Genomic DNA, 12,068 nt, shown 5'->3' with positions numbered 1-12,068 from the left:
CAGTGCTCATCGCGGATACATTTTTGGAAGGCTTAGTTGTTCACGTCGGCAATCGTCCTTGGACGGGAAAGAAGGTGCGTAGCCTAACCTCAGAATTCTCTGACTGACAAGTACGCAAATTCGAAGGTGGCCGTCGTCAGGCCGGTTGGGCCTCCTTCGCCAGGCGCCGCAGAAAGTTCGCCAGGCCCGCTTCCTCGGCCTTCAGGCCCTGGCGGGCCCGGGCCTTGGGCAACTGCGCCAACTCACCGAGGACGAAGCGCTCCAGCAGCGCCGGATGGATGTAGCACTTGCGGCACACCGCCGGAGTGTTACCCAGTTCCCGGGCCACTTCCTTGACCGTTGCCACTATGTGTTTCTTCGCCTCGGCCTGGGGCTCCCAAGGCTGCTGGTGCAACCGCTCCAGGGCCAGGACGCTGCCGGCCCAGGTGCGGTAGTCCTTGGCGGTGAAGTCGGCTCCGGTCAGTTGCTGCAGGCAGGCGTTGATGTCCGACGAGCTGACGTGGTGCCGTTGACCGTCTTCGTCCAGGTACTGGAACAGCTGCTGCCCAGGCAACTCCAGGCAGCGCTTGACCACCCGTGCCAGGCGCGGGTCCTTGACGGTGATCTGGTGCTCGACCCCGCTCTTGCCACGGAACTGGAAGTGGATGGCGCTGCCGCTGACCTGTACATGGCGGTTGCGCAACGTGGTCAGGCCGTAGGAGCGATTGTCCCGGGCATACTGGCTGTTGCCGACGCGGATCAGGGTTTCATCCAGCAGCAGGATCAAGGTGGCCATGACCTTTTCCCGGCTGAAGCCTGGCACCGCCAATTGCGCCTGCAACTGCCGGCGCAGCTTGGGCAAGGCGTTGCCGAACGCCAGCAGGCGGGCGTACTTGTCACCGTCGCGCACTTCGCGCCAACGCGGGTGGTAGCGGTACTGCTTGCGGCCCCTTGCGTCGCGGCCGGTGGCCTGCAGATGGCCTTTGGGGTCGGGGCAGATCCACACCTCTGCGTAGGCCGGGGGAATCGCCAGGGCGTTGATCCGCTGTACCTCGGCGGCCTGGGTAAGGCGCTGGCCCTGGGCGTCGTAGTAGACGAACTTGCCCCGCAGCTTGCGCCGCCGGATGCCCGGCTGGCGGTCGTCGGTGTAGTGCAGGTCGGCGGGCAGGGCGGGGGTATCGCAAGCGTCGGGCATGGCGGCAGGTCCTGGGCAAAGTGCGGGCCGGTAGACCATGGACCGCGGCCTCGGCCAAGGGTGCCGATTTTCTCTGCGGTTTACGCCAGGACGGCCACTGCCTTGATCTGTGCCCAGAGTTGCTGCCCGGGGTGCAGGCTCAACTGGTCCCGGGAGAAGCGGGTGATGCGCGCCAGCAACGGGCTGCCCGCCACGTCCAGACGCACCAGCACATGGGCGGCGTTGTCCGCGGGGATTTCGTCGCGCACCGTTACCGGCAGGCGGTTGAGGATGCTGCTGTGCTCGCTGTCCTGCAGGCTCAGGCTGACGTCCCGGGCCTGGACCTTGAACCGCAAGGCCTTGCCCAGTGCCAGAGGCTCGTGGGCCACGCGGATAGTCAGCTGGCTGCCGGGCAGTTGCAGGGTCAGCAACTGGTAGTCCGGGTCGTAATGGCTGACCCGGCCTTCCACCACCACGCCCGCGTCGTCACCCAGGGCCAGGGGCAGGTCCAGGCGCGCCAGGGTCTCGCCCACGGGGCCGCTGGCCAGGGCCCGGCCATCGCTGAGCAGGACGATATGGTCGGCCAGGCGCGCCACTTCATCCTGGGAGTGGCTGACGTACAGCACCGGGATATCCAGCTCGTCGTGCAAGCGTTCCAGGTAGGGCAGGATCTCGCTTTTGCGTTTCGAATCCAGGGCCGCCAGGGGCTCGTCCATCAGCAGCAGCCGCGGGCTGGTGAGCAGCGCCCGGGCAATACCGATGCGCTGGCGCTCGCCGCCGGAAAGGTGCTGCGGGTGGCGCTGCAGCAGGTGGCCGATGCCCAGCAGTTCAGTGGCCTGGGCCATGTCCACCCGGCGCTGTGCCTTGGCAATGCGCCGCAGGCCGAATTCCAGGTTGGCTTGCACGGACAGGTGGGCGAACAGGCTGGCCTCCTGGAACACATAACCCAGGGAGCGCTTGTGGGGCGGGACGAACAGCTTGCGCTGGCTGTCCTGCCAGACTTCGTCGTTGATCTGGATGCGCCCGCGGCCGGCTTTTTCCAGGCCGGCGATGCAGCGCAGGCAGGTGGTCTTGCCCGAGCCCGAATGTCCATACAAGGCTGTTACCCCGCGCCCTGGCAGTTGCAGGTCGAGATCCAGGGCGAAGTCCTGGTAGCCCAGGTGCAGCTTGACGTGAATGCTCATCGGCTCAGCTCCAGCCGGCTTTGGTCTTGCGGCTGGAGTACAGCGCCAGCAGCACCAGGAACGAGAACACCAGCATGGCCCCGGCCAGCCAGTGGGCCTGGGCGTATTCCATGGCCTCGACGTGATCGTAGATCTGCACCGAGACCACTCGGGTCTTGTTGGGGATGTTGCCGCCGATCATCAGCACCACGCCGAACTCGCCGACGGTGTGGGCAAAGCCGAGGATCGAGGCGGTGATGAAGCCTGGCCGCGCCAGGGGCAGGATCACCGTGAAAAAGGTGTCCCAGGGGTTGGCGCGCAGGGTTGCGGCCACTTCCAGGGGACGGCTGCCAATGGCAGAAAAGGCATTTTGCAACGGCTGTACCACGAAGGGCATGGAGTAGATCACCGAGCCCAGCACCAGGCCGGCAAAACTGAACGTCAGGGTGCCCAGCCCCAGGGACTGGGTGAACTGGCCGAAGAAACCGTTGGGCCCCAGGGCCAGCAACAGGTAGAAACCTATCACCGTGGGTGGCAGCACCAGGGGCAGAGCCACCACGGCGCCGATCGGCCCCCGCAGCCAGGAGCGGGTGCGCGACAGCCACAGGGCTATCGGAGTGCCGACCACCAGCAGGATCAGCGTGGTCAGGGACGCCAGCTTGAGGGTCAGCCAGATGGCGGAAAAATCGGCACTCGACAGGCTCATTTACAGTTGGTAGCCGTAGGACTTGATCACCGCGGCGGCTTTTGGCCCCTTGAGGTAGTCCACCAGTGCCTTGGCGGCCGGGTTGTCCTTGCCCTTGTTGAGGATGACCGCGTCCTGCTTGATCGGGTCGTGCATCTGGGCCGGGACGATCCAGGCCGAACCGCTGGTGACCTTGCCGTCCTTGTAGATCTGCGACAGGGCGACGAAGCCCAGCTCGGCGTTGCCGGTGGAAACGAACTGATAGGCCTGGGTGATGTTCTGGCCTTCGACGATCTTGTCCTTGACCTTGTCGGTCAGGCCCAGCTTGGCCAGTACCTGGGTTGCGGCCAGGCCGTAAGGCGCGGCTTTCGGGTTGGCGATGGACAGATGCTGGTACTGGTTGTCCTTGAGCACCTGGCCCTTGGCGTCGACGTAGCCGTCCTTGGCCGACCACAGGGCCAGGGTGCCGATGGCGTAGGTGAAGCGCGAGCCCTTGACGATGTCGCCTTCGCTTTCGAGCTTTTGCGGGGTGCTGTCGTCGGCCGAGAGGAAGACTTCAAAAGGCGCGCCGTTCTTGATCTGGGTATAGAACTGCCCGGTAGCGCCGTAGGCGGCCACCAGTTTGTGCCCGGTGTCTTTCTCGAAGTCGGCGGCAATCGCCTGGATCGGTGCGGTGAAGTTGGCGGCCACCGCGACCTGAACTTCATCGGCCTGGGCCGAACCCAGGGCGAAGACAGCGAGCAGGGCGGCGAGGCAAGTCGGGGCAAAACCTGAGGCGCGAAGGTTCATCAAACAGCTCCATTGGGGGGACGGATGCGTTGGGCAGTGAGTTATTGGAAGGGGCCTGCACCAAGGCGAGGGGGAATCGCTATATAGCGGAATATATAGCGATTTGTCGATGAACGGAACTCTGTTGCCAGCGCTTGTTGCCCGGGCCGCGATGTGAATCAGCGTCTGCGCAGTTGTGCCAGGGTTTGTTCGGCCAGGCGCAGGGTCAGTTCGTAGGCGGGCAGTTCCACCCCCAGGCGCAGGGCCTGGCCGGACCAGAGGTTGGCGAAGCCTGCCTCGTCCTTGGCACGCAGCGGCATCAAGGCGCCGCCGGCCCGGGGGAAGGCCGGCGCCAACGGGCTGATGGGGCCGATTTCGCGCATGACGCGGTTGACGATGCCCCGGGCCGGGCGCCCGGTGAACAGGTTGGTCAACGCGGTTTCGCTTTCCTTGGCGTGGCGCAGGGCATGGTGGTGGGCGGCGCTGACCTTGGCTTCCGGGGTGAACAGGTAAGCGGTGCCCAGTTGCACCGCCGAGGCTCCCAGGGCCAGCGCCGCGACGATGCCCCGGGCATCGCCGATGCCGCCGGCGGCAATCACCGGCAGTTGCACCGCGTCGACAATCTGCGGCACCAGGGCCATGGTGCCGACCTGGCTGTTGAGATCGTCGCCGAGGAAGATTGCCCGGTGGCCGCCGGCTTCGTAGCCCATGGCGATGATTGCGTCGCAGCCGCGCTCCTCCAGCCAGAGCGCTTCATCGACGGTGCTGGCCGAGGACAGCACCTTGGCTCCGGTGGCCTTGACCCGGGCCAGCAACGAACGCTCTGGAAGGCCGAAGTGGAAACTCACGACTTCAGGGCGCAACTCTTCCACCAGTTGGCAGGTGCTCTCATCGAAGGGCGCGCGGTTGCTGACCGGGGTCGGAGCATCGAAGTCGGCGCCCAGCTCGCGATAGTAGGGCTCCAGGGCGTTCTTCCAGCGTTGCTCGTGTTCGGCATCGACGGGCTGCACCTGGTGGCAGAAGAAGTTCAGGTTCAACGGGTTCTGCGTGGCTGAGCGAATCACCTGCACTTCCTGGCGGATCTGCCCGGCGTCGAGCATGGCGCAGGGCAGGGAGCCCAGAGCACCGGCCCGGGAGGCGCCGATCACCATGGCGGAGCCGGAGGGACCGGCCATGGGCGCTTGGATGATGGGCAGGGCGATACCCAGCAGGTCTAAGAGGCGGCGATCAGTCCATTGGCTCATTTGCGGGAATTCTCCGTCGGCAGGTTTAGACGATGCAGCCCGTGGTTTTTATCAGGAGATGGCGCCCCGAGGCCAGCTGACTTTTCCACGGGGCTCGATTCCATGCCTTTGCAACCGATACGGCGGCCGCTGCCGACGGCTGTCGGCGGCGTCGATCCGGCGCTAGACTGCGGCGGATATTTTTCCTCATCGCACCCCTCAAGGAAGGCTGACCATGGATGTAAAACTGCGTGAAGTACTGCCGTTCAGCGTTGCAGGCCTGCAAGTAAGGACCCTCAACGCCGCCGAGCAACAGGCCGACAGCGCACGGATCGGGCCGATGTGGCAGCGCTTCTATGTCGAGGGGCTGTTCGACAAGATCAGCCCTCGCCAGGCTGATTCGTTCGTCTATGGCGTCTATTCCAACTACGAGTCCGATGCCAGCGGGCACTTCGACGTGACCGCCGGCGTGGCGCTGGAAGGTGCCTGCGCCGACTACCCGAGCGTGGCTGTCCAGGGCGGGGACTACCTGGTGTTCAGTGCCAAGGGCGCTATGCCCGATTGCGTGATCCAGACCTGGGGGCTGATCTGGGCCTACTTCCAGGACAACCCCCAGGTCCGGCGCGCCTTCGCCACGGATTTCGAGGTCTACACCAGTGCCGATTCGGTAGCGATCTACATCGGCATCGAGGCCTCGCAGGCCGCTTCGCGCTCCAGCAACTGACGCTTGCGTTCCACACCCCAGCGGTAGCCTGAAAGGCTGCCGTCGCTGCGTACCACCCGGTGGCAGGGAATGGCCACCGCCAGGCTGTTGGCCGCGCAGGCCTGGGCCACGGCGCGCATGGACTTGGGCGCGCCAATGCGCTGGGCAATTTCGGCGTAGCTGGCGGTGCTGCCCAGAGGAATGCTCCTCAGGGCCTGCCATACCCGCTCCTGGAACACCGTGCCCTGCAGATCCAGGGGCAGGTCCAGGCCAATGGCCGGGGCCTCGATAAACCCCACTACCTGGGCGACCAGGCGCTCGAAATCGCGGTCGGCACCGATCAGGTTGGCCCGGGGGAACTTGTCCTGCAGTTGCTCCAGCAGCGGGCCGGGTTCATCCCCCAGGAGAATCGCACACACACCGCGCGCGCTTTGCGCCACCAGTATTGCCCCCAGGGAACACTGGCCGAGGGCGAAGCGGATATCGGTGTTGGGGCCGCCGGCGCGGTAGTCGCTGGGCGTCATGCCCAGCAACTGGTCGGCCGCTTCGTAGAAACGACTGTTGGAGTTGAAGCCGGCGTCATACAGGGCTTCGGTGACCGACTGGCCGCGTTCCAGGTGGGAGCGTACCTTGCGTGAGCGTTGCGCGTTGGCATAGGCCCGGGGGGTCAGCCCGGTGGCGGCCTTGAACACTCGGTGAAAGTGATAGCTGCTCATGCCGGCCTGCTGCGCCAGCTGGCCCAGGCTGGGCGGTGTATCGGCGCCCTCGATCTGCCGGCAGGCCAGCGCCACCAGCGTGGCATGGTGCGCCGCGACCTGGGTCTGGTCACTGGCCAGGCGCTTGCTCGGGCGGTAGCCGGCGGCTTCGGCTTGCTCGGCGCTGTCGAAGAATTCGACATTCTCGGCCTTGGGCAAGCGCGACAGGCTGCTGGGGCGGCAATAGACGCCGGTGGTGCGCACGGCGTAGACAAAGCTGGCGTCGGCGCTGGCATCGCGCTTGAGCACGGCTTGCCAGCGGGGGTCCTGTTCGATGCGGTGCTTGCGCGACAAGGCGGTCATGGTCGGTACTCGGTAAGCGGTGGCGGCCAGATTAACCAAGCTGGGGTCGTTCGGCACTCCGGGTCTTGCGCTTGAATTCTCAACGTCAGCCGGCCCGGCGCAAGGTCAGGTTGATCCGTTGCTGGCCCAACAGCGGGTGGTGGCCGTCCTTGAGGGCCAGCACTCCGTGATAGCGCAGGCGGTCGACGCCGCCCCAGACCACCACATCGCCATGCAGCAGCGCGACCCGCTGGCTCTTGTCGCTGCGCTGCCGGCCGCCGAAGAGAAAGATCGCCGGCAGGCCCAGGGACAGGGACACGATAGGGGCTGAGTAGTCGCGCTCGTTCTTGTCCTGATGCAGTGACATCTTTGCCCCCGGCCGGTAGCAGTTGATCAGGCAGGAGTCCGGGGCGAACCCGGGAAAGCCGGCAGCCTCGGCCGCGGCTTCGGCCAGCTCCTGGAATACCTTGGGCAGTGCTGGCCAGGGGCGCTGGCTTTGCGGGTCGATGGGGCTATAGCGGTAGCCGCTGCGGTCGGTGGTCCAGCCCAGTTGCCCGCAACTGCTGAGGCCCACCGACATGGTGAAGCCGCCGGGCGTCTGCATCTGGCGAAAGGGCGCAGCGGCGAGCACGACATCGAGTTGCGGCAGCAGCGCTTCGACCCAGGGCAGGGCGAAGCCGCGCAATACCCGGGATTGTGGGCCCAGGACCTCGACGCGGGCAGGCTGCTGCAGGTCGCTGTCACTGAACAGCCCGGGGGTGGCTGGGCCGCCATCATTACAGTGCATCGTGAAAAATCACTCCAAGGGTATGGCGCTGGCCACTGTGAATGCGGCTGACACCGTGGCGCAAGGTCACCCGATAGTGCCCGCGCGCCCCGGCTACCGGGCGATGATGCACGGCGAAAACCAGCCCATCACCCTGCTTCAGACCAATGACCTGCGGCCGCGATTGCATGCGTGGGCGCTGTTCGGTGAGCACCAGTTCACCGCCGCTGAAGTCGCTTCCCGGCTGCGACAGCAGGAAGGCCACTTGCAAGGGGAATACGTGCTCGCCGTACAGATCCTGGTGCAGGCAGTTGTAGTCCCCGGGGCCGTATTGCAAGAGCAAGGGCGTCGGGCGCATCTGCCCGGCGTCGTGGCAGCGCTGGATGAAGGCGGCGTGTTGCGTCGGGTATTGGACGTCGATATTCATCAGGCGGTTCCAGCGGTTGGCCTGGTCCACCAGGCGCGGGTAGAGCAACTGGCGCAATTGCGCTACGGGCTCCGGCAGCGGATAGCCAAAATACTGGTACTGGCCACGGCCAAAACCATGGCGGGCCATGATCACTTTCGAGCGAAACAACTCGGGGCTCTGGTAAAGCAGGCTCAGGGCCTGGCATTGCGCTGGAGTCAACAGGCCTTCGAGGCGGGCGCAGCCATCCTGGTCGAGGGCCTGCTCGATGCGGGCCCAATCCAGTTGTTGCAAGCCATCGTGTAGCGAGGGGGCAGGCATGGCGGGAGTGTCCTGGGCGGTAGGGAACCCGGCCAGTCTGCGGCACGGTTGGCCGCCGAACACTCCGTTGCTTGCGCTTGAATCGGTGGTGCGCAGCGGCGCTCTACAAGGCCTTGCTGACGCTGACGTCGCTGATGACATCGTCGGACTGGCCATGCAGCGCCTCGAGGGCGGCCCGGGCTTCTTCCTCGGAGCCGGTCTGCAACTGGGCGAATTCGAAGCGGCGCTCACCGTTGAGCTTGTATTTGATGACGTACTTGGTGGTCTGGGGCACGGGGCTACCTGTTGTCGCGAGGGGAGGGCTTAGCGCAGTTTCGAGCTGGAGCGGCGAATGATGCGGATCGAATGCGTCAGGTTCGGCTTGCGGGTCACGCTGATGGGCCGGCGGTTGACGGTGTCGATGGTGATGTTCCAGAAGCCGGTGCTGGGGGCGGTGATCTTTGCCGGGAACTTGTCGAAGGCGCCGCCGTGATAGGTATGACGGCCGCCGTTCTTGAAGCTGCGGAAGTTGGCGTCGCTCATCAGGCGAATGTTGCAGACCTGGGAGCATTCGATGACGACGATATCGTCTTCGTTCAGGTGCTCGCGCTGGTGGATGAATTTCATGGGCGCCTCCAGAAGGGCTATAGCTACAAAAGCAAAAAACGTTTGCGTGGGCGGTGGCGCAGTTTATCAGGCCCAAAGGAGTATTATTCGGCCCCGGCGTCGAGCTTTGACAATTTAAAACAGTTATTTGGATTTTTATCGGCGATAAAGCCGTGCCTCCGGAGAAAAACGGCGCCTTTGCTGTCGGAGGGACTTTATTGGAGATTTTCATATGAAGCGCTGGGTGTGGGTTCTGGTCTTGGCCATCGGCGGTTGCGCAAGCGTCTCGGACATCAACCAGACACCGCCAACCCTGAGCGTGATTTCCGGGAAGAAGCCTCAGGAATACGCCAAGTGCCTGGCCGACAAGCTCTCCGGCAGCCGCGGCGCGCTGCAGGTCGAGCCGCACAAGGACGGCTTTCGGGTACTAGTGCCCCAGAGCCTGTCGCCGGCCCCGGCTGCAGTGTTCTACATTGAGGCGCGTTCCGGTGGCAGCAGCATCAAGCTGCACGAGCAGATGAGCAACAACCCCTTGCGCCCTCAGGATGTGCGCAAGGCCGGTGAAGACTGTATCTCCGGCTAAGCCGTTGCTCCCTGCGGGTGACCGGCCCCGGTTACCCGCTTGCATCCCTTCTCCAGACTTTGCCCCAGGCCCCGGGTAGCGCCGCCAAGCGCCGCCCGGGGCTGCTTTTGCGTGGGCAGAAGCCTTGTTGCACTGCGGCGATTAGCCGCTTTTTTTCGCCTGGTAAAACCTTGTTTTGCTGTTCGGTATTCGATAGGCGCGGGGCAATTTCGCGTTGTCCCGGTGGATCAATTGACCTACTATTTGTGTGCTTATGCCATGCAGGTCTAAGCATATAACTAGAATAATGGAGTCCATATGATCCCACTGGATCGAATGCTATTGAGTGGCCTGATGCTGCTGTTGGTTCAAACTGCCCATGCCGTGGAGGGGCAGAAAGTCTTTACCCAGGGAGGCGCCCAGCCGGGGGCGACGGCTTGCCTGGCCTGCCATGGCGCCGATGGCATGGGCCTGGCTCCGGCCGGGTTTCCACGCCTTGCCGGGTTGCCAGCGGGATATCTGGGCAAGCAGTTGCACGACTTTCGCAGCGGCGCCCGCACCAGCCCTGTGATGCAACCGCTGGCCAAGGCCTTGAGTGAAGAGGAAATCACCGCGGTCACCACGACCCTGGCCGCCATGCCTGCGCCCAAGCTGGCTCCTGTCAGCCGTAGCCAGGTGGCCACCGGTGTCGGTGAGCGCCTGGCCCTGCGTGGTGCCTGGGAACGGCAAGTGCCCGAGTGCGTCAGTTGCCACGGACCGGGTGGCGTGGGCGTCGGTACCGCCTTCCCACCCCTGGCCGGGCAGCCTGCCAGCTATCTGGTGGCACAGCTCAACGCCTGGCGTGAAGGTACCCGCCACAACGACCCCAATGACTTGATGGGGCACATCGCCAAATCCCTGAGCGCCGAAGAAGTGGCTGCCGTGGCGGACTACTTTGCAACCTTGAACTCCCAGGAGGCGCGCCCATGAAACTATTGATTCCAGGGGCGCTGCTGAGCCTGCTCGCGATCCAGGTCCAGGCCGCCACCATCGCCATGGAGGACCAGTCGCAGATCCCGGCGCCGAGCGCTTCCGCCCATGTCGAGTACTTCAAGCCGCCGGCTGAAAGCGAGCTGCCGGACAACGCCTACGGCAAGCTGGTACGCGAAGGCTACGCCCTGTTCGTCGATACCAAGCGCCTGGCGCCGCAGTTCGTTGGCAACGGCCTCAATTGCAGCAATTGCCACCTTGATCAGGGGCGCCTGGCCAACTCGGCGCCACTGTGGGGCGCGTACCCGATGTACCCGGCCTATCGCAAGAAGAACGACAAGGTGAATACCTTTGCCGAGCGCCTGCAAGGCTGTTTTCAGTTCAGCATGAACGGTGGCAAGCCGCCGGCGGCGGACAGTCCGCAGATTACCGCGCTGTCGGTGTATGCCTACTGGCTGGCGAGCAAGGCGCCGCTGGGCGTCGAGCTGCCCGGGCGCGGGTATCCCGATGTGGCGCAGCCCGCCAAAGGCTACGACCTCAAGCAGGGTGCGGCGGTGTATCAGGCGCAGTGTGCGGTTTGCCACGGTGACAACGGCCAGGGCCAGAGGGCCGGTGCGGATTACGTGATGCCGCCACTCTGGGGCAAGGATTCCTACAACTGGGGTGCAGGGATGCACCGGATCAATACTGCGGCGTCCTTCATCAAGCACAACATGCCTCTGGGCAAGGGCGGCAGCCTGAGCGATCAGCAGGCCTGGGACGTGGCGGCGTTCGTCAACAGCCACGAGCGGCCGCAGGACCCGCGCCTGGTGGAGGGTTCCATCGAGAAGACCCGGGTCAAGTTCCACGCCAATGATGGGGTGAATTTGTACGGTCAGACGGTAGAAGGCGTGCTGATAGGCCAGGGCATCCGATAAACTAGCGCCCATTGTTGCCGGTGCCGCCCGGGCTCACGCCTGGGCGGCATCGATTTTTTGGGAGAAAGCATGAAGCGGGAAGATGTCAGGGCAAAGCATGCAGAGGGCTTGATCTCTGCCACCCACGTGATCCAGAACCCCGCCAATTCAGGGGAATGGATTGTGTTTTTCAAGAAGAGCGCCGGGCGCAGCTATTTTCTGGTGGACGACAGCGACGAGGTGGAATCTTTCTGCCGTCTCGACGACCTGATCGAAACCATTCGAGGCCTGGGCATCAAGTTCGCCGAAATTCATATGTAGAGGGCGTGCGCCTTCTACTTGCAGACCACCACCACGCTGCGGCTCTTATAGTTGCCAACATCGACGCCGAGGGTCTTGTCGCTTTCCTTGGTGGCGGGCGTGCCGACAGTGCTGACGATCCGATAGCCGGTGCCGGCGCAGGACGCCTCGGCTTTCTCGTAACAGCTGGCCCAGGAGCTGGCCTCGCCAGAGCAATCGATGCTCAGGCCTTGTTCGCCATTGGCCAGGTAGGTATTGGAGGCGGTGGCACATCCACTCAGGGCCAGTACTGCGGTGACAGTGAAAAGTCTGTTCATGGGGGATTTCGTCATCTGAGGGGGAGGGGGTGAAGTGGCCGTGCATGCCAGTGGCGATGCTATAGCTAATGGCCATTTCGGTACAGCACGTCACCTTAGTCCTCCGCGGGTCTGCAAAAGTGCCGCAGCCCCTCTGGGTGAGGGGGTTGTGGTGCCTGCGTGTGAACATAGCCAGGGCGAAAACGGTGCCATCATGGAGTCCGGATGGCCCGCC

General features: G+C 64.3%; 16 protein-coding genes. 5 read left to right on the top strand and 11 right to left on the bottom strand.

The features are described 5' to 3' along the window. Window positions 1-136 precede the first annotated feature (136 nt). The 5 genes from AC07R1_RS06810 to AC07R1_RS06790 all read right to left on the bottom strand — a co-directional run bounded on the left by AC07R1_RS06810 (window position 137) and on the right by AC07R1_RS06790 (window position 5,013). Window positions 137-1,174, bottom strand: a complete 1,038-nt coding sequence (locus tag AC07R1_RS06810) for a DNA topoisomerase IB (RefSeq protein WP_495110319.1) — start codon at window positions 1,172-1,174, stop codon at window positions 137-139. An 80-nt stretch (window positions 1,175-1,254) separates the two neighbouring features. Beyond that, window positions 1,255-2,337: a molybdenum ABC transporter ATP-binding protein gene (modC, locus tag AC07R1_RS06805; RefSeq protein WP_011061696.1), complete on the bottom strand. Its 1,083-nt coding sequence runs from the start codon at window positions 2,335-2,337 to the stop codon at window positions 1,255-1,257. A 4-nt stretch (window positions 2,338-2,341) separates the two neighbouring features. Further along, window positions 2,342-3,022 (bottom strand): molybdate ABC transporter permease subunit, encoded by a 681-nt coding sequence (gene modB, locus AC07R1_RS06800; protein ID WP_015635894.1) that lies wholly within the window; start codon window positions 3,020-3,022, stop codon window positions 2,342-2,344. Then, window positions 3,023-3,790 (bottom strand): molybdate ABC transporter substrate-binding protein, encoded by a 768-nt coding sequence (gene modA, locus AC07R1_RS06795; RefSeq protein WP_011061694.1) that lies wholly within the window; start codon window positions 3,788-3,790, stop codon window positions 3,023-3,025. Window positions 3,791-3,948: 158 nt separating this feature from the next. Further along, window positions 3,949-5,013 carry an NAD(P)H-dependent flavin oxidoreductase gene (locus AC07R1_RS06790; RefSeq protein ID WP_495110318.1) on the bottom strand — a complete coding sequence of 355 codons (1,065 nt, stop codon included), beginning with the start codon at window positions 5,011-5,013 and terminating at the stop codon, window positions 3,949-3,951. Window positions 5,014-5,227: 214 nt separating this feature from the next. On the opposite strand from AC07R1_RS06790, the gene AC07R1_RS06785 reads away from it, so the two are divergent. After that, a complete protein-coding gene (locus AC07R1_RS06785; protein WP_011061692.1) occupies window positions 5,228-5,716 on the top strand; it encodes a GyrI-like domain-containing protein in 489 nt (162 codons plus the stop codon). On the opposite strand, the gene ada is transcribed toward AC07R1_RS06785, so the two are convergent. The 5 genes from ada to AC07R1_RS06760 form a co-directional block, all read right to left on the bottom strand. Further along, entirely contained in the window at window positions 5,668-6,753 is a 1,086-nt protein-coding gene (gene ada / locus AC07R1_RS06780) for a bifunctional DNA-binding transcriptional regulator/O6-methylguanine-DNA methyltransferase Ada (protein WP_210670978.1), read from the bottom strand. The two genes, AC07R1_RS06785 and ada, sit on opposite strands and share 49 nt — an antisense overlap. Window positions 6,754-6,838: 85 nt before the next feature. Then, window positions 6,839-7,519: a DNA oxidative demethylase AlkB gene (alkB, locus tag AC07R1_RS06775; RefSeq protein WP_495110317.1), complete on the bottom strand. Its 681-nt coding sequence runs from the start codon at window positions 7,517-7,519 to the stop codon at window positions 6,839-6,841. Beyond that, window positions 7,509-8,225 carry a 2OG-Fe(II) oxygenase gene (locus AC07R1_RS06770; RefSeq protein ID WP_495110316.1) on the bottom strand — a complete coding sequence of 239 codons (717 nt, stop codon included), beginning with the start codon at window positions 8,223-8,225 and terminating at the stop codon, window positions 7,509-7,511. Before AC07R1_RS06770 ends, alkB begins: the two co-directional genes overlap by 11 nt. Window positions 8,226-8,328: 103 nt before the next feature. Continuing rightward, window positions 8,329-8,499: a hypothetical protein gene (locus tag AC07R1_RS06765; protein WP_015635890.1), complete on the bottom strand. Its 171-nt coding sequence runs from the start codon at window positions 8,497-8,499 to the stop codon at window positions 8,329-8,331. A 29-nt stretch (window positions 8,500-8,528) separates the two neighbouring features. Further along, window positions 8,529-8,831: a DUF1883 domain-containing protein gene (locus tag AC07R1_RS06760; protein ID WP_011061687.1), complete on the bottom strand. Its 303-nt coding sequence runs from the start codon at window positions 8,829-8,831 to the stop codon at window positions 8,529-8,531. Between the two features lie 211 nt (window positions 8,832-9,042). Between AC07R1_RS06760 and AC07R1_RS06755 the strand changes: the two genes are divergently transcribed. The 4 genes from AC07R1_RS06755 (at window position 9,043) to AC07R1_RS06740 (ending at window position 11,558) form a co-directional block, all read left to right on the top strand. Continuing rightward, window positions 9,043-9,393, top strand: coding sequence for a hypothetical protein (locus AC07R1_RS06755; protein ID WP_011061686.1), 351 nt, complete (start codon window positions 9,043-9,045; stop codon window positions 9,391-9,393). A 297-nt stretch (window positions 9,394-9,690) separates the two neighbouring features. Next, window positions 9,691-10,341, top strand: coding sequence for a c-type cytochrome (locus AC07R1_RS06750; RefSeq protein WP_011061685.1), 651 nt, complete (start codon window positions 9,691-9,693; stop codon window positions 10,339-10,341). A gap of 65 nt (window positions 10,342-10,406) precedes the next feature. Beyond that, the gene (locus AC07R1_RS06745; RefSeq protein WP_495110509.1) at window positions 10,407-11,258 is read left to right on the top strand and encodes a c-type cytochrome; all 852 of its coding nucleotides are present in this window, start codon (window positions 10,407-10,409) and stop codon (window positions 11,256-11,258) included. 69 nt (window positions 11,259-11,327) lie between these two features. Continuing rightward, window positions 11,328-11,558 carry a hypothetical protein gene (locus tag AC07R1_RS06740; protein WP_011061683.1) on the top strand — a complete coding sequence of 77 codons (231 nt, stop codon included), beginning with the start codon at window positions 11,328-11,330 and terminating at the stop codon, window positions 11,556-11,558. Window positions 11,559-11,572: 14 nt separating this feature from the next. On the opposite strand, the gene AC07R1_RS06735 is transcribed toward AC07R1_RS06740, so the two are convergent. Beyond that, window positions 11,573-11,854 carry a hypothetical protein gene (locus AC07R1_RS06735; RefSeq protein WP_011061682.1) on the bottom strand — a complete coding sequence of 94 codons (282 nt, stop codon included), beginning with the start codon at window positions 11,852-11,854 and terminating at the stop codon, window positions 11,573-11,575. Between the last annotated feature and the right edge of the window lie 214 nt (window positions 11,855-12,068).

The organism is Pseudomonas sp. GW821-FHT07F01 (assembly GCF_059418825.1).
This window is presented reverse-complemented; position numbering and strand designations above follow the sequence as displayed.